Annotated in this window: 30 protein-coding genes; all 30 read right to left on the bottom strand. The window is 51.7% G+C overall.

Annotated elements, in window-relative coordinates:
- Positions 1 to 366 precede the first annotated feature (366 nt).
- The 30 genes from rplQ to MJ595_RS07105 all read right to left on the bottom strand — a co-directional run bounded on the left by rplQ (position 367) and on the right by MJ595_RS07105 (position 16,863).
- A complete protein-coding gene (rplQ, locus tag MJ595_RS07250) occupies positions 367 to 756 on the bottom strand; it encodes a 50S ribosomal protein L17 (RefSeq protein ID WP_263081771.1) in 390 nt (129 codons plus the stop codon).
- Between the two features lie 62 nt (positions 757 to 818).
- On the bottom strand, positions 819 to 1,820 hold the full coding sequence (rpoA, locus tag MJ595_RS07245) for a DNA-directed RNA polymerase subunit alpha (RefSeq protein WP_263081770.1): 1,002 nt from the start codon (positions 1,818 to 1,820) through the stop codon (positions 819 to 821).
- A gap of 29 nt (positions 1,821 to 1,849) precedes the next feature.
- Positions 1,850 to 2,470: a 30S ribosomal protein S4 gene (gene rpsD / locus MJ595_RS07240; RefSeq protein ID WP_263081769.1), complete on the bottom strand. Its 621-nt coding sequence runs from the start codon at positions 2,468 to 2,470 to the stop codon at positions 1,850 to 1,852.
- A 17-nt stretch (positions 2,471 to 2,487) separates the two neighbouring features.
- Entirely contained in the window at positions 2,488 to 2,877 is a 390-nt protein-coding gene (gene rpsK / locus MJ595_RS07235; protein ID WP_263081768.1) for a 30S ribosomal protein S11, read from the bottom strand.
- 78 nt (positions 2,878 to 2,955) lie between these two features.
- Positions 2,956 to 3,312, bottom strand: a complete 357-nt coding sequence (gene rpsM, locus MJ595_RS07230) for a 30S ribosomal protein S13 (RefSeq protein WP_263081767.1) — start codon at positions 3,310 to 3,312, stop codon at positions 2,956 to 2,958.
- A 326-nt stretch (positions 3,313 to 3,638) separates the two neighbouring features.
- Positions 3,639 to 3,752 carry a 50S ribosomal protein L36 gene (rpmJ, locus tag MJ595_RS07225; protein ID WP_263081766.1) on the bottom strand — a complete coding sequence of 38 codons (114 nt, stop codon included), beginning with the start codon at positions 3,750 to 3,752 and terminating at the stop codon, positions 3,639 to 3,641.
- Between the two features lie 30 nt (positions 3,753 to 3,782).
- On the bottom strand, positions 3,783 to 5,108 hold the full coding sequence (gene secY, locus MJ595_RS07220; protein ID WP_263081765.1) for a preprotein translocase subunit SecY: 1,326 nt from the start codon (positions 5,106 to 5,108) through the stop codon (positions 3,783 to 3,785).
- On the bottom strand, positions 5,109 to 5,543 hold the full coding sequence (rplO, locus tag MJ595_RS07215) for a 50S ribosomal protein L15 (RefSeq protein WP_263081763.1): 435 nt from the start codon (positions 5,541 to 5,543) through the stop codon (positions 5,109 to 5,111).
- Position 5,544: 1 nt separating this feature from the next.
- Positions 5,545 to 5,730, bottom strand: a complete 186-nt coding sequence (gene rpmD, locus MJ595_RS07210) for a 50S ribosomal protein L30 (protein ID WP_209276238.1) — start codon at positions 5,728 to 5,730, stop codon at positions 5,545 to 5,547.
- A gap of 3 nt (positions 5,731 to 5,733) precedes the next feature.
- Entirely contained in the window at positions 5,734 to 6,237 is a 504-nt protein-coding gene (rpsE, locus tag MJ595_RS07205; RefSeq protein WP_263081761.1) for a 30S ribosomal protein S5, read from the bottom strand.
- Positions 6,238 to 6,248: 11 nt separating this feature from the next.
- A complete protein-coding gene (rplR, locus tag MJ595_RS07200) occupies positions 6,249 to 6,599 on the bottom strand; it encodes a 50S ribosomal protein L18 (RefSeq protein WP_263081760.1) in 351 nt (116 codons plus the stop codon).
- Positions 6,600 to 6,613: 14 nt separating this feature from the next.
- The gene (gene rplF / locus MJ595_RS07195) at positions 6,614 to 7,147 is read right to left on the bottom strand and encodes a 50S ribosomal protein L6 (protein WP_263081759.1); all 534 of its coding nucleotides are present in this window, start codon (positions 7,145 to 7,147) and stop codon (positions 6,614 to 6,616) included.
- Between the two features lie 12 nt (positions 7,148 to 7,159).
- On the bottom strand, positions 7,160 to 7,552 hold the full coding sequence (gene rpsH / locus MJ595_RS07190; RefSeq protein WP_263081758.1) for a 30S ribosomal protein S8: 393 nt from the start codon (positions 7,550 to 7,552) through the stop codon (positions 7,160 to 7,162).
- Between the two features lie 32 nt (positions 7,553 to 7,584).
- Positions 7,585 to 7,890 carry a 30S ribosomal protein S14 gene (gene rpsN, locus MJ595_RS07185; RefSeq protein WP_263081757.1) on the bottom strand — a complete coding sequence of 102 codons (306 nt, stop codon included), beginning with the start codon at positions 7,888 to 7,890 and terminating at the stop codon, positions 7,585 to 7,587.
- A 19-nt stretch (positions 7,891 to 7,909) separates the two neighbouring features.
- Complete coding sequence (gene rplE, locus MJ595_RS07180) at positions 7,910 to 8,449, bottom strand: 50S ribosomal protein L5 (RefSeq protein WP_263081755.1); 540 nt, start codon at positions 8,447 to 8,449, stop codon at positions 7,910 to 7,912.
- 10 nt (positions 8,450 to 8,459) lie between these two features.
- Positions 8,460 to 8,774: a 50S ribosomal protein L24 gene (rplX, locus tag MJ595_RS07175; RefSeq protein WP_263081754.1), complete on the bottom strand. Its 315-nt coding sequence runs from the start codon at positions 8,772 to 8,774 to the stop codon at positions 8,460 to 8,462.
- A 13-nt stretch (positions 8,775 to 8,787) separates the two neighbouring features.
- Complete coding sequence (rplN, locus tag MJ595_RS07170) at positions 8,788 to 9,156, bottom strand: 50S ribosomal protein L14 (RefSeq protein ID WP_263081753.1); 369 nt, start codon at positions 9,154 to 9,156, stop codon at positions 8,788 to 8,790.
- Between the two features lie 131 nt (positions 9,157 to 9,287).
- Entirely contained in the window at positions 9,288 to 9,551 is a 264-nt protein-coding gene (rpsQ, locus tag MJ595_RS07165; RefSeq protein ID WP_263081752.1) for a 30S ribosomal protein S17, read from the bottom strand.
- A gap of 1 nt (position 9,552) precedes the next feature.
- Complete coding sequence (gene rpmC / locus MJ595_RS07160) at positions 9,553 to 9,744, bottom strand: 50S ribosomal protein L29 (RefSeq protein WP_263322471.1); 192 nt, start codon at positions 9,742 to 9,744, stop codon at positions 9,553 to 9,555.
- Positions 9,744 to 10,157 carry a 50S ribosomal protein L16 gene (gene rplP / locus MJ595_RS07155; protein WP_263081751.1) on the bottom strand — a complete coding sequence of 138 codons (414 nt, stop codon included), beginning with the start codon at positions 10,155 to 10,157 and terminating at the stop codon, positions 9,744 to 9,746. Before rplP ends, rpmC begins: the two co-directional genes overlap by 1 nt.
- Before the next feature lie 11 nt (positions 10,158 to 10,168).
- Positions 10,169 to 10,858 carry a 30S ribosomal protein S3 gene (gene rpsC, locus MJ595_RS07150; protein ID WP_263081750.1) on the bottom strand — a complete coding sequence of 230 codons (690 nt, stop codon included), beginning with the start codon at positions 10,856 to 10,858 and terminating at the stop codon, positions 10,169 to 10,171.
- 11 nt (positions 10,859 to 10,869) lie between these two features.
- Positions 10,870 to 11,205, bottom strand: a complete 336-nt coding sequence (rplV, locus tag MJ595_RS07145) for a 50S ribosomal protein L22 (protein ID WP_263081749.1) — start codon at positions 11,203 to 11,205, stop codon at positions 10,870 to 10,872.
- Between the two features lie 10 nt (positions 11,206 to 11,215).
- On the bottom strand, positions 11,216 to 11,494 hold the full coding sequence (gene rpsS, locus MJ595_RS07140) for a 30S ribosomal protein S19 (RefSeq protein ID WP_263081748.1): 279 nt from the start codon (positions 11,492 to 11,494) through the stop codon (positions 11,216 to 11,218).
- A 21-nt stretch (positions 11,495 to 11,515) separates the two neighbouring features.
- A complete protein-coding gene (gene rplB / locus MJ595_RS07135; RefSeq protein ID WP_263081747.1) occupies positions 11,516 to 12,343 on the bottom strand; it encodes a 50S ribosomal protein L2 in 828 nt (275 codons plus the stop codon).
- A gap of 11 nt (positions 12,344 to 12,354) precedes the next feature.
- The gene (rplW, locus tag MJ595_RS07130) at positions 12,355 to 12,651 is read right to left on the bottom strand and encodes a 50S ribosomal protein L23 (RefSeq protein WP_263081746.1); all 297 of its coding nucleotides are present in this window, start codon (positions 12,649 to 12,651) and stop codon (positions 12,355 to 12,357) included.
- Positions 12,648 to 13,250 carry a 50S ribosomal protein L4 gene (rplD, locus tag MJ595_RS07125; RefSeq protein WP_263081745.1) on the bottom strand — a complete coding sequence of 201 codons (603 nt, stop codon included), beginning with the start codon at positions 13,248 to 13,250 and terminating at the stop codon, positions 12,648 to 12,650. The genes rplW and rplD overlap by 4 nt, the downstream gene beginning before the upstream one ends.
- A gap of 11 nt (positions 13,251 to 13,261) precedes the next feature.
- Complete coding sequence (gene rplC, locus MJ595_RS07120; RefSeq protein ID WP_263081744.1) at positions 13,262 to 13,900, bottom strand: 50S ribosomal protein L3; 639 nt, start codon at positions 13,898 to 13,900, stop codon at positions 13,262 to 13,264.
- Between the two features lie 181 nt (positions 13,901 to 14,081).
- Positions 14,082 to 14,396 (bottom strand): 30S ribosomal protein S10, encoded by a 315-nt coding sequence (gene rpsJ, locus MJ595_RS07115; RefSeq protein ID WP_034841731.1) that lies wholly within the window; start codon positions 14,394 to 14,396, stop codon positions 14,082 to 14,084.
- Between the two features lie 281 nt (positions 14,397 to 14,677).
- Complete coding sequence (locus MJ595_RS07110; protein ID WP_263081743.1) at positions 14,678 to 16,150, bottom strand: ATP-binding protein; 1,473 nt, start codon at positions 16,148 to 16,150, stop codon at positions 14,678 to 14,680.
- Complete coding sequence (locus tag MJ595_RS07105; RefSeq protein ID WP_263081741.1) at positions 16,147 to 16,863, bottom strand: response regulator; 717 nt, start codon at positions 16,861 to 16,863, stop codon at positions 16,147 to 16,149. The genes MJ595_RS07110 and MJ595_RS07105 overlap by 4 nt, the downstream gene beginning before the upstream one ends.
- Positions 16,864 to 16,882 lie beyond the last annotated feature (19 nt).

The raw sequence follows: 16,882 nt of genomic DNA, 5'->3' as shown, positions 1-16,882 counted from the left end.
ATCCAGTATAACCAAAGCTTTAGGGGCTGTTGACGTTTGATCGTGAACTCAGTGGCTCGTAAAGCGGTTTTCCGCAGGGAGGACTGGTGCAGGCATAGTTGTTCTATGTCAAGCCAGTCCAACGCAGTCGGAAAGCCGCTTTACGAACCACCCGAAGGGCCAAAACCAGCGATTCCGTGCCGTCGTTGCAGTAGCTTGAAAGACGCGAGTACGCGTGACCTTTAGGTTATTCCTGCGCTACTGCGTTTAGCCACGAAACCGCTGGTTTTGGCTGAGCGCACGAGCAAACGTCAACAGCCCCTAATGAAGTATATTTAAAATAAAAAAAACCGGGCCAATAAGCCCGGTTTTTTTAGAAGAGATAGCTTATGCAGTCTCTTCAACTTCTGTAGCTTCTACAGCACGATCAACCAGCTCCACATAAGCCATTGGAGCATTGTCGCCTTGACGGTAGCCACACTTCAGAATGCGGATATAACCACCAGGGCGATCTTTGAAACGTGGTCCCAGCTCAGAGAACAGCTTACCTACGGTAGCCTTGTTACGGAGACGATCAAATGCCAGCCTGCGGTTGGCAACGCTGTCTTCCTTCGCCAGGGTGATCAGAGGTTCAGCAACACGGCGAAGTTCTTTTGCCTTCGGCAGTGTTGTCTTGATCAGTTCATGCTCAACCAGGGAAGCAGTCATGTTCTTGAACATCGCCTTGCGATGAGAACTGTTCCGGTTGAGCTTGCGGCCACTCTTACGATGACGCATGGCACAAACTTCCTATATTCGACCAGAACCCCCACCCGAAGTCGGGCGGAGATTCAAGCAATTTAAGCAGAAACCTTATCGTCGCTCTTCAAACTGGCAGGTGGCCAGTTATCCAAACGCATACCCAGACTCAAACCACGAGATGCCAGAACGTCCTTGATCTCAGTCAGGGACTTCTTACCCAGGTTTGGAGTCTTCAGCAGTTCAACCTCAGTACGCTGGATTAAATCACCGATGTAGTAAATGTTTTCTGCCTTCAGGCAGTTTGCACTACGAACAGTGAGTTCGAGGTCATCAACCGGGCGCAGCAGGATCGGATCGACTTCGTCCTCTTCCTTGACAGGCTCAGGTTCAACTTCACCTTCAAGGTCAACAAAGACCGCCAGCTGTTGCTGCAGGATAGTTGCAGCACGACGGATAGCCTCATCAGGATCCAGAGTACCATTGGTTTCCAGATCAATAACCAGCTTGTCGAGGTCTGTGCGCTGTTCGACACGAGCACTTTCGACGACATAGGAGACACGGTACACAGGGCTATAGGTGGCATCCAGCTGAAGACGGCCAATAGCACGAGTCTCTTCTTCATCCTGACGACGACTGCCGGCAGCCTCATAACCACGGCCACGAGCAACCTTCAGCTTCATGTTCAGCTCGCCCTTATCATTCAGGTGAGCAATGACATGATCAGGGTTCACGATTTCAACATCGTGATCCAGCTGAATATCTGCAGCTGTTACAACACCCGGACCCTTCTTGGTCAGGGTCAGGGTTGTCTGGTCACGGCCAGCCATCTGGATAGCCAGACCCTTCAGGTTCAGGAGGATATCGATGACATCTTCCTGAACACCTTCAATGGCACTGTATTCATGCTGCACACCGTCGATCTCTGCCTCAATAACGGCACAACCGGCCATAGAGGACAAGAGGATACGACGCAGGGCGTTACCCAAGGTATGCCCAAAGCCACGCTCCAGTGGCTCCAGGGTCACCTTCGCTCGTGTCAGGCTGATTTCCTCGACATCGATATGCCTGGGAGTTAAAAATTCAGTTACCGAATTCTGCATGGATGTTACACCCCACCTAACTGTTTCCCTTACTTGGAGTACAGCTCGACAATCAAGTTCTCGTTGATGTCTGCTGCCAGGTCACTCCGCTCGGGCAGCGCCTTGAAGACACCTTCCTTTTTGGTAGCGTCTACTTCAACCCAGGTGGAGAATCCACGCTGAGCTGCAATTTCAAGGGCTGCATTGATACGCAGCTGGTTTTTTGCCTTCTCACGAATGGCAACTACGTCACCAGGGGCAACCTGATAAGACGGGATGTTTACGACCTTACCATTCACCAGGACAGCTTTGTGGCTGACCAGCTGACGTGCTTCAGCACGGGTAGAGCCGAACCCCATGCGATAAATTACATTATCAAGGCGAGACTCAAGAAGTTGCAACAGGTTTGAACCTGTAGCCCCTTTTTTGCGATCAGCTGCCTTGTAATAGTTACGGAACTGCTTTTCCAGTACGCCGTAGATGCGACGAACCTTCTGCTTTTCACGAAGCTGTACGCCATAGTCAGAAAGACGACCACGACGCTGGCCATGCTGGCCAGGAGCAATTTCTGCCTTGCACTTGGACTCGAGGGGACGAACACCACTCTTCAGAAAGAGATCAGTGCCTTCTCGACGAGACAGCTTGCACTTTGGACCGATATATCTAGCCATTTATTACCGTCTCCTGCTTATACACGACGCTTCTTGGGCGGACGACAACCATTGTGGGGGATCGGGGTAACATCGTTGATGTTAGTGATCTTGTACCCACAGGCGTTCAGAGCGCGTACAGCGGATTCACGGCCTGGCCCAGGTCCTTTAACGCAGACGTCCAGATTCTTCAGACCGTATTCAGCGGCAGCACGTCCAGCACGCTCGGCTGCAACCTGGGCAGCAAAGGGAGTGCTTTTACGGGAACCACGGAAACCGGAACCACCGGCTGTAGCCCAAGACAGTGCATTACCCTGGCGGTCGGTAATGGTCACGATAGTATTGTTAAAAGAAGCGTGGATATGGGCGATGCCATCCACAACTGTCTTTTTCACCTTTTTACGTGAACGAGTACCTGGCTTTGCCATATTAGAACAAATCCTGTATCAAGAGAATGAAGCGACCCATTGAGGAACCCTTGTGGGGATCAATGGATGTACTCATTCTTACTTACGAATTGGTTTGCGAGGACCCTTACGAGTACGCGCATTTGTTTTAGAGCGCTGACCACGAACTGGCAGACTGCGACGGTGGCGGATACCACGGTAGCAACCCAGATCCATCAGGCGCTTGATATTCATGCTGATCTCACGACGCAGATCACCTTCGGTGTCAAGCTTTGCAACTTCACCACGCAGGGACTCTAACTGCTCTTCGGAAAGATCAGATACTTTGGCAGCCGGGTTAACTCCAGTGGTAGCACACAGCTGAGCCGCTGTAGTCTTGCCGATGCCAAAAATGTAGGTCAACGAGATAACGGCGTGTTTGTTATCCGGAATGTTGACGCCAGCAATACGGGCCATTCAATCGTCTCCGTTATTACATTTACCGTGTCAAAGCAGTTTTATCATTGCTGATAAAAGGAACTGATACACGGCACCATGATGAATGCAGGGCTATTTTACCAGCCCGAGTCAACTTCCTCATGGCTGTTTTTCTTCGCCTGCTAGCCTTCAGGTTAAGAAACCATAAAGACACTAGACAGATAAACAGGTCGAAAGGCGGAAATTTTAATCCCCTATTCGATAAAACACAACCGCTCATGATACTCATGAGCGGTTGTGTTTGCCTAAAGTCACTTTAGACAGAGCGTATTCTTTATGCGGAAACCCGAAGGCAACCGGCAGAATTAGCCCTGACGCTGCTTGTGACGAGGCTCAACGCAAATTACACGAACAGTGCCATTGCGCTTGATAATCTTGCAGTTACGGCAGATTTTCTTAACCGATGCACGTACTTTCATTATTCACTCCACAACCGTTGCAGAACCGGCCTAGCGGATCAGGCCGCCTGAGCCATAGCCCTTAAGATTGGATTTCTTCAGCAGCGACTCGTACTGATGGGACATCAGGTGCGACTGAACCTGGGCCATGGTATCCATCACTACAACCACCACGATCAGCAAACTGGTACCACCAAGGTAGAATGGCACATTGGCCGAAACCACCAGGAACTGAGGCAACAGACAGACTGCCGTCATATAAATGGCACCGAACATGGTCAGTCGAGTCAGGACACCATCAATATACCGTGCAGATTGTTCCCCTGGGCGAATGCCAGGAATAAATGCACCGGACTTCTTCAGATTGTCTGCAACGTCTTTCGGGTTGAAAACCAGTGCAGTATAGAAGAAGCAGAAAAAGATGATACCCGCCGAGAACAGAATGATGTTCAATGGCTGACCAGGACCCATCGCCATAGCGATATCCTGTAACCATTCCAACCCTTCCCCCTGACCGAACCACTGGGCAATAGATGCCGGGAACAGCAGAAGGCTGGAAGCAAATATAGCCGGAATAACACCCGCCATATTCACTTTCAGGGGCAGATGGCTACTCTGCGCCGCAAACACCTTACGACCTTGCTGACGCTTGGCGTAGTTAACGGTGATACGACGCTGACCCCGTTCGATAAAGACCACAAATGCGATAACCGCAACGGCCAGCAAAGCAACAGCCAGCAGCGCCAGGATATTGATATCCCCTTGGCGGGCGGACTCAAAGGACCGCCCTATCGCATTCGGAAGACCGGCGACAATACCTGAAAAGATAAGAATCGAAATCCCGTTACCGATGCCTCGCTCAGTTACCTGTTCGCCCAGCCACATCATAAAGACAGCGCCTGTGACAAACGTTACAACAGCCACTACGTAGAAGCTAATGTCAGTAGTAAATGCTACGCCCTGGTTGGCAAGACCAACGGTCATGCCAAGTCCCTGGACAAACGCGAGAGCTACAGTCAGGTAGCGGGTGTACTGGCTTATTTTACGGCGCCCGGATTCACCCTCTTTCTTGAGTTGCTCCAGCTGGGGGCTAACCACTGTCATCAACTGGATGATAATGGATGCCGAAATGTAGGGCATGATACCCAGGGCCAGTACCGACATGCGTTCCAGTGCACCACCGGAAAACATGTTGAACAACCCTAGAATGGTCCCTTCATTTTGCTGAAACATCCGGGCCAGGGCATCAGGATTGATGCCCGGCACAGGTATATGCGCGCCAATCCTGTATACCAGGATCGCCAGAAACACGAATCTGACGCGAGACCACAGCTCGCTCAGTCCGCCTTGATTCCCAACAGGTAGTGTCTTAGCCATTTAGTCCTCGATCTTACCACCGGCAGCTTCGATCGCAGTACGAGCGCCTTTGGTGACAGCCAGACCTTTAACGGTCACGGCCTTGGTCAATTCGCCGGACAGTACCACTTTAGCACGCAGGATGCCACCATTGATCAGGTCTGCCGCTTTCAGCGCAGCCAGATCAATCACATCCGCTTCAACCTTGGCCAGTTCGTGCAGACGAATTTCTGCAGTCTGGCTGGCTTTACGGGAAGTAAAGCCATATTTTGGCAGACGACGCTGCAGTGGCTGCTGACCGCCTTCGAAACCTGGCTTCACGCCGCCGCCGGAGCGGGACTTCTGACCCTTGTGGCCGCGACCACCAGTCTTACCCAGGCCGGAACCAATGCCACGACCAACGCGCTTGCGCTCTTTACGGCTACCTTCAGCCGGACTCAGAGTATTCAGACGCATGTTATTCTCCTTCGACCCGCACCAGGTAAGATACCTTGTTGATCATACCGCGAACTGATGGAGTGTCTTCCACTTCAACAGTGTGATTAATGCGGCGCAGACCCAGGCCACGGACGCAAGCCTTGTGGCTTTCGAGGCGACCGTTGGTGCTCTTTACGAGCGTCACTTTGATCATCTTCTCAGCCATGACTTACCCCAGGATATCTTCAACGGACTTGCCACGCTTGGCAGCAATGTCTTCAGGAGAACGCATGTCGCGCAATCCCTTGAAAGTAGCCTGAACCACGTTCACCGGGTTGGTGGAACCGTAGCACTTGGCCAACACGTTGTGCACACCAGCCACTTCCAGTACCGCACGCATCGCACCACCGGCGATAACACCAGTACCTTCGGATGCAGGCTGCATGTATACCTTGGAAGCTCCATGACGAGCTTTTACAGGGTACTGCAGAGTGTCGCCGTTCAGATCAACATTGATCATGTTACGACGAGCGGATTCCATTGCTTTCTGGATAGCGATTGGCACTTCACGGGCCTTACCGCGACCAAAGCCAACCTTGCCCTTGCCGTCACCCACTACAGTCAGTGCAGTGAAGCCAAAGATCCGGCCACCCTTGACCACTTTGGCCACACGGTTAACCTGAACCAGCTTCTCAATCAAGCCTTCGTCGTTCTTACGCTCTTCTTTCGCCATGACGCCTACCCTCAGAATTCCAGACCGGCTTCACGGGCTGCGTCGGCGAGCGCCTTAACACGACCGTGATATTTGTAACCAGAGCGGTCAAATGCCACTTTGGCAATACCTGCAGCCTTGGCGCGCTCAGCAATCAGAGCACCCACTTTCACAGCAGCGTCTACATTGCCGGTAGCATCACCGCGCAGTTCTTTCTCTACAGTGGAGGCAGCAGCCAGCACTTTATCACCCTCAGGGGCAATAACCTGCGCGTAGATGTGACGAGGCGTACGGTGGATGCTCAAACGATTAGCACCCAATTCACGCATCTTCATCCGTGCACGGCGGGCACGGCGCAGGCGAGCAGATTTCTTATCCATCATGATCTCACCCTACCTTACTTCTTCTTGGCTTCTTTGCGACGAACATGTTCGTCAGCATAGCGAACACCCTTGCCCTTATAAGGCTCTGGGCGACGGAATTCGCGAATTTCCGCAGCAACCTGGCCTACCAGCTGCTTATCGACCCCTTTGATCAGGATCTCAGTCTGACTAGGAGTTTCCGCAGTCACACCTTCAGGCAGCTCATAGTTGACCGGGTGTGAGAAACCAAGAGTCAGGTTCAGGGTCTTGCCCTTGGCCTGGGCACGATAACCGACACCAACCAGCTGCAGCTTCTTTTCGAAGCCCTTGGTCACGCCGAGAACCATGTTATTGATCAGGGCGCGGGTGGTACCAGCCAGTGCACGGGAGTGCTTGGCACCGTCACGTGGAGCGAAAGTCAGGATATTATCTTCCTGGCTTACTTCAACGTTCTGATGAACTGTCAGTTCCAGCTGACCTTTAGCGCCTTTAACAGCGATATCCTGGCCGCTCAGCTTAACCTCTACACCGCCAGGGATGGCAACAGGGCTTTTGGCTACTCGAGACATTTTACCCCTCCCTTAGAATACGGTGCACAGAACTTCACCACCAACACCGGCTGCGCGGGCAGCACGGTCAGTCATAACACCCTTGTTGGTGGATACAATAGCGATACCGAGACCGCCGTTTACCTTAGGCAGCGCTTCCTTACCAGCGTAGTTACGCAGGCCTGGACGGCTTTCGCGCTTCAGGCTTTCAATAACAGGCTTGCCTTCAAAGTATTTCAGATCAACGATCAGATCAACCTTGGCTTCACCTTCTACACGGTAGTCAGCGATAAAACCTTCATCCTTCAGAACCTTGGCTACAGCAACCTTGATCTTGGATGTAGGCATGCTGACAGAGGCGTGCTCTGCCATTTGGGCATTACGGATACGAGTTAGCATATCTGCTAACGGGTCCTGCATACTCATTCTTTAATATCTCCCGAAGATGTGTCGCGCGCTTACCAGCTGGCCTTAACCAGACCTGGAATATCACCACGCATGGCGGCTTCACGCAGTTTGATCCGGCTCAGGCCGAACTTGCGGAAGTAACCGTGAGGACGACCAGTTACACGACAACGGTTACGCTGACGGGCCTTGCTGGCGTCACGAGGCTGCTTTTGCAGGGCAACCTGGGCATCCCAACGCTCATCTTCAGTGCTGTTAGGATTATTGATGATAGCTTTCAGCTGCGCGCGCTTTTCAGCATATTTGGCAACGGTTTGCTGACGCTTCAACTCCCGCTGCTTCATGGATACTTTTGCCATAAGAGCTCGTACCTATCGTTCAGTTACGGAAAGGGAAGTTGAAGGCCTTCAGCAGAGCACGGCCTTCCTCATCACTCTTCGCAGTGGTAGTCAGGGTAATGTCCAGACCACGCAGAGTGTCGATCTTGTCGTAATCGATTTCCGGGAAGATAATCTGCTCTTTAACACCCATGCTGTAGTTGCCACGGCCGTCGAAAGACTTAGAGCTCAAGCCACGGAAGTCACGGACACGAGGCAGAGCGATGTCAACCAGACGCTCCAGGAATTCGTACATGCGCTCTTTGCGCAGGGTTACCTTGACACCAATCGGCCAGCCTTCACGTACTTTGAAGCCTGCAACGGATTTACGCGCCTTGGTAACAACCGCTTTTTGACCGGCAATTTTTTCCAGGTCAGCTACGGCATTTTCGATGACCTTCTTGTCACCGATCGCTTCACCCACACCCATGTTCAGGGTGATTTTGGTGATACGAGGAACTTCGTGAACGTTGTTCAGACCCAGCTCTTCTTTCAGCTTGGGCAAAATCTCTTCACGGTATGTCTTTTTCAGAGTCGCCATCGTTCCCCCCTTACGCATCAACCGGCTTGCCGGTAGATTTGAAGACGCGCTGCTTCTTGCCTTCTTCGAAAGCGAAGCCAACACGGTCAGCCTTGTTGGTTTCCGGGTTCAGAATCGCAACATTGGAAGCCTGGATAGGCGCTTCCTTTTCCACGATGCCACCAGGGGTGCCCAGCATAGGGTTAGGCTTCTGGTGTTTCTTGATCATATTGATTCCGGAAACAACCAGGCGGCCATCAGCACGTACGGTAACAACCTTACCGCGCTTACCTTTGTCCTTGCCAGCAATTACGATGACTTCGTCATCACGACGGATCTTTTTCATTCTTGCCTCTCCGTTACAGCACTTCAGGCGCAAGTGAGATGATCTTCATAAACTGCTCACCGCGCAGCTCACGAGTCACAGGCCCAAAGATGCGGGTACCGATGGGCTGATTGCTGGCATTCAGCAGAACCGCAGCATTGCCATCGAAACGGATCAGGGAACCGTCTGGGCGACGAACACCCTTGCGGGTACGCACAACAACAGCATTCATCACCTGGCCTTTCTTGACCTTACCGCGAGGAATCGCTTCCTTGACGGTTACTTTGATGATGTCGCCGATGCCGGCGTAACGGCGATGGGACCCACCCAACACCTTAATACATTGAACTCGACGGGCGCCGCTGTTATCAGCGACTTCGAGTTGAGTTTCTGTCTGGATCATTGCTTATTCTCCAAGCCCAAACTGCAGACGGGTACTCGCTAGCCAAAATGTAGCGTAACCGACCCGGAGGCCGGCTGTCTCGAACATTCCACCAGAGCGGATGCGCCACTCAGGCCCTAAGCACCGTAGCCTTAGATTTGAGTAGCACGCTCGTCAATAGAAACAAGTTCAAACGTCTTGCTCTTTGACAGAGGACGAGTCTCCTTGATGGTCACAACGTCGCCCATACGGCAGTCGTTGTTTTCATCATGAGCGTGCAACTTGGTGGACCGCTTAACGATTTTGCCGTACAGCGGATGAGTTACCCGGCGCTCGATGAGGACAGTGATGGTCTTGTCCATCTTGTCACTCACGACCTTACCGGTCAGAGTACGGACCTTCTTGTCTTCAGCCATCTTACTTACCTGCCTTATCAATCAGCACTGTCTTGATACGCGCGATATCGCGCTTGACCTGCTTCAGCAGATGGCTCTGACTCAGCTGGCCAGTAGCTTTCTGCATGCGGTAGTTAAACTGATCCCGCAGCAGAGAGAGTAGCTCTTCGTTGAGCTCCTCTACAGTTTTTTCACGCAGTTGTGCAGCTTTCATCACATTACGCTCCGCTTAACGAAGGCAGTTTCCACGGGCAGCTTGGCAGCAGCCAGAGCGAAGGCTTCACGAGCCAGCTCTTCGGACACACCTTCCATCTCATAGAGAACGCGACCAGGCTGAATCTGGCACACCCAGTACTCTACGTTACCTTTACCCTTACCCTGACGAACCTCAAGAGGCTTCTCAGTGATAGGCTTGTCGGGGAAGATGCGAATCCAGATCTTACCACCACGCTTGATGTGACGAGTCATGGCACGACGAGCTGCCTCAATCTGGCGAGCCGTTATACGTCCACGACCGGTTGCTTTCAATGCGTATTCACCGAAGCTAACCTTGGAGCCGCGGTGTGCCAGGCCACGGTTGCGGCCCTTTTGCTGCTTACGAAATTTCGTACGCTTGGGCTGTAACATTACCGCACTCCTTACTTTTTAGCTGGTCGCTTCTTGGCGCGCTTCGCAGGCTCTTTAGGCTGCTCAACCTGTCCGCCAATCACTTCACCCTTGAAGATCCAGACTTTAACACCCAGGATACCGTAGGTGGTCAGGCCTTCGTAGGAAGCATAATCGATGTCCGCACGCAGGGTATGCAGAGGCACACGACCTTCACGGTACCATTCGGTACGGGCAATTTCTGCACCGCCCAGACGGCCGCTGATCTGAACCTTGATACCTTTGGCACCCAGACGCATGGCGTTCTGTACCGCACGCTTCATAGCGCGACGGAACATCACACGACGCTCCAGCTGACCAGCAATGCTCTGAGCTACCAGCATAGCATCCAGCTCAGGCTTGCGAACTTCTTCGATGTTGATGTGCACAGGAACGCCAACCATCTTGGTGACTTCCTTGCGCAGCTTTTCAACGTCCTCACCCTTCTTACCAATCACGATGCCAGGACGGGCAGTGTGAATAGTAATGCGAGCGCTTTGCGCAGGACGCTGAATGTCAATGCGGCTTACAGACGCATTTTTCAGCTTCTTCTCAATGAAGCTACGAACCGCCATGTCGGCATTGAGCTTGTCAGCATAGTCACGGCCATCTGCATACCAGACAGACCTGTGCGGCTTAACAATGCCCAGACGGATTCCATTAGGATGTACTTTCTGACCCATCTGATCGCTCCTTAGACCTCTGCAACCTTAACCGTGATATGGCAAGACCGCTTCAGAATGCGATCAGCTCGGCCCTTGGCACGGGGACGAATGCGCTTCATAGTCATGCCTTCATCTACAAAGATAGAAGACACCTTCAGCTCATCAATATCCATGCCTTCGTTGTGCTCGGCGTTTGCAACAGCAGACTCCAGCACTTTCTTAACCAGGACGGCAGCCTTTTTGGGGCTGAAGGCCAGCAGCTCGATAGCCTGGGCTACCGGTTTGCCGCGAACCTGATCAGCAACCAGACGCGCCTTCTGGGCAGAAATGCTAGCGCCTTTGTGTACAGCAGCTACTTCTTTCATCTCTTACCTCTTAGCGCTTCTTGGCTTTCTTGTCTGCCGCATGCCCACGATAGGTGCGGGTAGCAGCAAACTCACCCAGCTTGTGGCCAACCATGTCTTCAGTAACGAAAACAGGTACGTGCTGACGACCATTGTGTACAGCAATCGTCAGGCCCACCATAGTGGGGATAATCATGGAGCGGCGAGACCAGGTCTTGATCGGACGCTTGTTGCCGCTGTCAGCCGCATCTTCGACTTTCTTCAACAGGTGAAGATCGATGAAAGGGCCTTTTTTCAAAGAACGTGGCACTATCGTATCCTCTCTCTAGGCTTACTTCGCGCTGCGACGACGTACGATCATTTTGTCCGTACGCTTGTTGGAGCGAGTCTTGCGCCCCTTAGTCGGAACACCCCATGGAGTCACCGGATGGCGACCACCGGATGTACGACCTTCACCACCACCGTGCGGGTGATCAACCGGGTTCATGGCAACACCACGAACAGTCGGACGAACACCGCGCCAGCGTTTGGCACCCGCCTTACCCAGAGAGCGCAGGCTGTGCTCGCTGTTGGAGGCTTCACCCAGAGTGGCACGACAGTCAGCCAGAACTTTTCTCATCTCACCGGAACGCAGACGCAGAGTAGCGTATGCACCCTCACGGGCTACCAGCTGAGCAGAAGATCCAGCACTGCGCATCATCTGCGCACCTTTGCCTGGCTTGAGTTCTACGCAGTGAATGACGGAACCCAGGGGGATATTGCGCAGAGGCAATGTGTTACCCGCCTTGATAGGTGCGTCAACACCGGAAACCAGCTCAGCACCGGCTTTTACACCCTTAGGTGCAATAATGTAACGACGCTCACCGTCCATGTACTTCAGCAGAGCGATGTGCGCAGTACGGTTTGGATCGTATTCCAGACGCTCAACGATAGCTGGAATGCCATCCTTGTTACGACGGAAGTCTACGATACGGTAATGCTGCTTGTGACCACCACCACGATGACGAGTGGTAATACGACCAGCGTTGTTGCGTCCGCCAGACTTGCTCTTCTTCTCCAGCAGAGGTGCGTAAGGACGCCCCTTATGCAGATCAGAATTAACAACCTTGACAACGAAGCGGCGACCCGGAGAAGTCGGCTTACATTTAACTACGGCCATTACTTAACCCCTTATTCCGCATCGGCAAAGTCAATTTCCTGACCTTGCTCCAGGCTGACGTACGCCTTCTTCCAGTCTGAGCGCTTGCCCATACCGTGACGAGTACGCTTGGTCTTACCCTTAACCACAACAGTGCGAACGGACTGAACGCCCACTTCAAACAACTGTTCAACTGCTTTTTTGATTTCAAGCTTGGTGGCTGTCTTGGCTACCTTGAAGACGTACTGGCCGTGTTCATCAGCTACAACAGTGGCCTTCTCAGAAATGTGCGGACCAAGCAGAACCTGATAGATACGCTCCTGGTTCATCCCAGCATCTCCTCGAATTTCTTGACGGCAGCTGTTGTCATGACAACCTTTTCATGAGCAATCAGGCTGACCGGATCAACGCCTTGTACATCACGAACGTCTACGTGCGGGATGTTGCGGGCAGCCAGATACAGATTTTGCTCAACTTCGTCGGCAACAACCAGAGCATTATCAACGCTCAGTTCTTTCAGCTTGGCTACCATCTCTTTGGTCTTTGGAGCCTCAACAGCAAACTGGTCAACAACAACCAGACGCTCCTGACGAATCAGCTCAGACAGAATAGAACGCAGAGCACCACGGTACATCTTTTTGTTCAGCTTCTGGGCATGATCCTGAGGCTTGGCAGCAAAGGTCTTGCCGCCCCCGCGCCACAGTGGGCTACGGATAGTACCGGCACGTGCACGACCAGTACCTTTTTGACGCCATGGCTTACGGCCACCGCCACTTACATCGCTACGGTTCTTCTGGGCACGAGTGCCCTGACGACCGCCTGCCATGAAAGCAACAACCGCCTGATGAACCAGGGATTCATTAAATTCAGCACCGAAAGTCAGATCTGAGACCTGAACAGCGCCTGCACCTGTTACATTCAGTTCCATCGTCTATCCCCTCAGGCGCTAACTTTTACTGCAGGCTTAACGATCACGTCAGCACCGGTAGCACCAGGTACCGCACCTTTGATCAACAGCAGGTTACGCTCAGCGTCAACGCGAACGATTTCCAGGGACTGAACAGTAGTTTTCACGTCACCCATGTGCCCAGCCATTTTCTTGCCTTTGAAGACACGGCCTGGGGTTTGACACTGACCGATGGAGCCAGGTGCACGGTGAGACAGAGAGTTACCGTGAGTAGCATCCTGAGTACGGAAGTTCCAACGCTTGATAGCGCCCTGGAAACCCTTACCCTTGGAACGTCCAGTAACGTCTACTTTCTGACCCTGTTCAAACAGATCAACTCCGATCAGATCGCCTTGCTTGTATTCAGCATCAGCGTCTGTACGGAATTCCCAAAGACCGCGACCAGCTTCAACGCCAGCCTTGGCAAAATGGCCCGCTTCGGGCTTGCTTACACGGCTACCCTTCTTGGCTCCAGTAGTCACCTGAATCGCGTTGTATCCGTCAGCGTCCAGGGTTTTAACCTGAGCAATGCGGTTAGGATCAACCTCAATAACAGTGACCGGCACAGAAGCGCCGTCTTCGGTAAAAATGCGGGTCATACCGCACTTCTTGCCGACTAATCCAATAGTCATTTCAACCTCTCTCGTGTACGGGGCTATTACCCACTATGGCCGCTCATTTCAGAGCGTTACACAAACAGCCAACATACTTTCAAGGCTTTCGCCAATAGAGAATCCTGACTGGATATCACTCGTTCCAAACGGTGTTTTTCACGAATGATCTGCGCACACTGAATAGCGCCCGTGACCGTAATTAACCGAGACTGATCTGCACTTCAACGCCAGCTGCCAGATCCAGCTTCATCAGTGCATCTACGGTTTTTTCGGTGGGCTCGATAATATCGAGAAGACGCTTGTGGGTTCTGATTTCATACTGATCCCGAGCGTCTTTGTTGACGTGCGGAGAAATCAGAACGGTGAAGCGTTCTTTTCGCGTTGGCAGTGGGATAGGACCACGCACCTGAGCACCAGTACGTTTCGCAGTATCAACGATTTCCTGCGTGGACTGATCGATCAGGCGATGGTCAAATGCCTTCAGGCGAATACGAATTTGCTGAGCTTGACTCATCTTGTTCTAACCATGGTAATAAAGAACTTGGTCCGGTGATCCATGTCACCTAGACAAAAGACGCGACATTTTACAAAGCACAAAACAGCGTGTCAACACAAGTCATTTCTTGGTATCGACGATTTTCCAGGCTGCTCGCCCTGTTTTAGCAACGTAAACGCCTCTTGATCCAGCGTTCTATAATAACGGCCAATCACGTGCAAGAAGATAAGGAATACAGGCAATTTTCCTGCGGGTTAGCACAAGTGTGCGGTACATCACCCATCGCTTCACTTTCACCCTTACCCCAAAATACCGGGCAAGATTACCTTAACCTGGAATCCCTGGGCACTGTTGGCCAGCTCTATATCACCACCATGATTACGAACAATATTTCTGGCAATTGCCAGCCCTAATCCTATACCCCCTGTATCACGGTTTCTAGACCCTTCCAGACGAAAGAAGGGTTCAAACACTTTTTTTATCTTATCTTCAGGAATACCAGGACCTGCATCCTGAATGACAATAGTCAATGTCTTGTCCTGGTCACGGAAAAAACACACCTCTGCTTTCTCACCATATTTGACAGCATTTTCAATCAGATTTCGACAGGCACGCTTCATACTGACCGGACGACAACAAATAACCGCCTGTTCCCCCTCATGAAACTGAACATTAGCACCCAACTCAGCCAAATCATCACACAAGCTTCCCAGCATAGCATTCAGCTCAACCTGTCGGGTTTGCTCGTTATCAGCCGCCTGCCGCATAAATGCCAGGGTGGCCTCAGACATCTGCTGCATTTCATCCAGAGTTGACAGCAACCGGTCCCGGTCTTTGCTATCAGGCATCAACTCAACACGTAAACGCATAGAGGTAATAGGCGTGCGCAGGTCGTGGGATAAGGCCGCTAACATGCGGGTACGATCAGAAACAAACCGCTGTAAACGATCATTCATCTGATTAAAGGCTCGCACCGTTTCCTTCAAGTCACCCGGCCCGGACTCAGGCAGCGGCCCAACCTGCTCGCCAACCCCCAGGCGGTTGGATGCCCTGGTCAGCATCCGCAAAGGCTTGGTAATCCTCCGAAGCATAAAAGCCAGCGCCACCAGGACAAACACGATGGACAGCCCGAGAAAAATAATGGTCTGTCCCGCCGCCAGAGGAGGCGCTACCGGTGATGAAGCCCTTAAGTTCAGCCATAACCCATTTTGCAATTGCACTGACAGTTTAAGACTGGTGAGCCTGGGTGGTTTATTACCTGCATACTCCCCTCTCACCCCATCCATCATACGACGATGGTGATGCCATGGGTGATCACAACTGTCAGGCTTCCGGCAAGCCCCTCCCCTTAACCCTTCAACACTGGCCATGTTTTCTTTTTGCCTTCTTCGCTCTCCTGACCTGTCATTAATATTGACGAGAATACGTCCCTGATAATACAGACCTAATCGATCCAACAGGCGTTGCTCTAACCGTTGCTCTCTGGCAGTCATTATTGTTGATTTAATGGGGGTGGCATCATCCACAGTGAACCACACTGTTCGCGATCTTGACGCGGCAAGAATAGCGCCATATTCATTCAAGGAACTCTCTTCCAGCAGCCAGACCAGGGACTCTACCTGCCTCAACTGTGACTTCTGGTTAATGTCAAACAATACTGTTTTATAAGCACTCCCTAAAATAGCCAGACTTATAACCTGTGCCAGTATCAACGCCAGCAATACCGCCAAAACCATTTGCGCCACCAGGCTTGAGGGCAGAATTTTTTTCATGCAGACCGTGCTTTTTCTGTGAACATATACCCACCGCCCCAAACGGTTTTAATTAAGGTTGGATGACGAGGGTCTTTTTCTATTTTTTTTCGCAGCCGACTAATCTGGTTATCAATACTGCGGTCAAAAGGTAAGGCTTCACGACCTTTAGTCAAATCCATTAGCTGATCGCGGCTCAATACTTGATGAGCATGTTCCAGAAAGGCATTTAACAGTCGGTACTCCGCAGCACTGAGCGGCACCAGTAGTCCATCATCCCTTATCAACTGGTGTTGATTAATATCAAATCGCCAACCTTCAAACAGCACTTCGCGACAATCTGCTTTAGCGGGTTCTTGAATCATTGTATGCTCTGATCTTCTCAGTACTGCTTTAATCCGTGCCAATAATTCCCTTGGACTAAAGGGTTTGGTGACATAGTCGTCCGCTCCCATTTCCAGACCTACGATAGTATCTGCCTCTTCACTCATAGCTGTTAACATGATCACCGGAGGATCATTATTGTCCTGCAAATAACGACAAAGGGATAAACCATCTTCCCCCGGCATCATAATATCCAGCACCACCAGATCTATTTTTTCTGCTGCCAATACAGCTCGCATGGCTTGACCACCATCCGCCAGGCTCACCTGATAGCCATGCTTGGCCAGATACTGCCCCAGTAGATCTCGAATTTCACAATGATCATCCACTATTAAAATATGCTTATTCATCTGCCAACCTCAGCACTGC

It is taken from the genome of Endozoicomonas sp. Mp262, assembly GCF_025643335.1.
Classification (GTDB): domain Bacteria; phylum Pseudomonadota; class Gammaproteobacteria; order Pseudomonadales; family Endozoicomonadaceae; genus Endonucleibacter.
Note: the sequence above shows the minus strand (reverse complement) of the source record. Positions and strands in the feature narration are given on the sequence as shown.

What these genes read in the sequence shown, in the direction of transcription:
- rplQ (WP_263081771.1), bottom strand. Translation starts at nt 756, where the DNA reads ATGCGTCATCGTAAGAGTGGCCGCAAGCTCAACCGGAACAGTTCTCAT.
- rpoA (WP_263081770.1), bottom strand. Translation starts at nt 1,820, where the DNA reads ATGCAGAATTCGGTAACTGAATTTTTAACTCCCAGGCATATCGATGTC.
- rpsD (WP_263081769.1), bottom strand. Translation starts at nt 2,470, where the DNA reads ATGGCTAGATATATCGGTCCAAAGTGCAAGCTGTCTCGTCGAGAAGGC.
- rpsK (WP_263081768.1), bottom strand. Translation starts at nt 2,877, where the DNA reads ATGGCAAAGCCAGGTACTCGTTCACGTAAAAAGGTGAAAAAGACAGTT.
- rpsM (WP_263081767.1), bottom strand. Translation starts at nt 3,312, where the DNA reads ATGGCCCGTATTGCTGGCGTCAACATTCCGGATAACAAACACGCCGTT.
- rpmJ (WP_263081766.1), bottom strand. Translation starts at nt 3,752, where the DNA reads ATGAAAGTACGTGCATCGGTTAAGAAAATCTGCCGTAACTGCAAGATT.
- secY (WP_263081765.1), bottom strand. Translation starts at nt 5,108, where the DNA reads ATGGCTAAGACACTACCTGTTGGGAATCAAGGCGGACTGAGCGAGCTG.
- rplO (WP_263081763.1), bottom strand. Translation starts at nt 5,543, where the DNA reads ATGCGTCTGAATACTCTGAGTCCGGCTGAAGGTAGCCGTAAAGAGCGC.
- rpmD (WP_209276238.1), bottom strand. Translation starts at nt 5,730, where the DNA reads ATGGCTGAGAAGATGATCAAAGTGACGCTCGTAAAGAGCACCAACGGT.
- rpsE (WP_263081761.1), bottom strand. Translation starts at nt 6,237, where the DNA reads ATGGCGAAAGAAGAGCGTAAGAACGACGAAGGCTTGATTGAGAAGCTG.
- rplR (WP_263081760.1), bottom strand. Translation starts at nt 6,599, where the DNA reads ATGATGGATAAGAAATCTGCTCGCCTGCGCCGTGCCCGCCGTGCACGG.
- rplF (WP_263081759.1), bottom strand. Translation starts at nt 7,147, where the DNA reads ATGTCTCGAGTAGCCAAAAGCCCTGTTGCCATCCCTGGCGGTGTAGAG.
- rpsH (WP_263081758.1), bottom strand. Translation starts at nt 7,552, where the DNA reads ATGAGTATGCAGGACCCGTTAGCAGATATGCTAACTCGTATCCGTAAT.
- rpsN (WP_263081757.1), bottom strand. Translation starts at nt 7,890, where the DNA reads ATGGCAAAAGTATCCATGAAGCAGCGGGAGTTGAAGCGTCAGCAAACC.
- rplE (WP_263081755.1), bottom strand. Translation starts at nt 8,449, where the DNA reads ATGGCGACTCTGAAAAAGACATACCGTGAAGAGATTTTGCCCAAGCTG.
- rplX (WP_263081754.1), bottom strand. Translation starts at nt 8,774, where the DNA reads ATGAAAAAGATCCGTCGTGATGACGAAGTCATCGTAATTGCTGGCAAG.
- rplN (WP_263081753.1), bottom strand. Translation starts at nt 9,156, where the DNA reads ATGATCCAGACAGAAACTCAACTCGAAGTCGCTGATAACAGCGGCGCC.
- rpsQ (WP_263081752.1), bottom strand. Translation starts at nt 9,551, where the DNA reads ATGGCTGAAGACAAGAAGGTCCGTACTCTGACCGGTAAGGTCGTGAGT.
- rpmC (WP_263322471.1), bottom strand. Translation starts at nt 9,744, where the DNA reads ATGAAAGCTGCACAACTGCGTGAAAAAACTGTAGAGGAGCTCAACGAA.
- rplP (WP_263081751.1), bottom strand. Translation starts at nt 10,157, where the DNA reads ATGTTACAGCCCAAGCGTACGAAATTTCGTAAGCAGCAAAAGGGCCGC.
- rpsC (WP_263081750.1), bottom strand. Translation starts at nt 10,858, where the DNA reads ATGGGTCAGAAAGTACATCCTAATGGAATCCGTCTGGGCATTGTTAAG.
- rplV (WP_263081749.1), bottom strand. Translation starts at nt 11,205, where the DNA reads ATGAAAGAAGTAGCTGCTGTACACAAAGGCGCTAGCATTTCTGCCCAG.
- rplB (WP_263081747.1), bottom strand. Translation starts at nt 12,343, where the DNA reads ATGGCCGTAGTTAAATGTAAGCCGACTTCTCCGGGTCGCCGCTTCGTT.
- rplW (WP_263081746.1), bottom strand. Translation starts at nt 12,651, where the DNA reads ATGAACCAGGAGCGTATCTATCAGGTTCTGCTTGGTCCGCACATTTCT.
- rplD (WP_263081745.1), bottom strand. Translation starts at nt 13,250, where the DNA reads ATGGAACTGAATGTAACAGGTGCAGGCGCTGTTCAGGTCTCAGATCTG.
- rplC (WP_263081744.1), bottom strand. Translation starts at nt 13,900, where the DNA reads ATGACTATTGGATTAGTCGGCAAGAAGTGCGGTATGACCCGCATTTTT.
- rpsJ (WP_034841731.1), bottom strand. Translation starts at nt 14,396, where the DNA reads ATGAGTCAAGCTCAGCAAATTCGTATTCGCCTGAAGGCATTTGACCAT.
- MJ595_RS07110 (WP_263081743.1), bottom strand. Translation starts at nt 16,150, where the DNA reads ATGAAAAAAATTCTGCCCTCAAGCCTGGTGGCGCAAATGGTTTTGGCG.
- MJ595_RS07105 (WP_263081741.1), bottom strand. Translation starts at nt 16,863, where the DNA reads ATGAATAAGCATATTTTAATAGTGGATGATCATTGTGAAATTCGAGAT.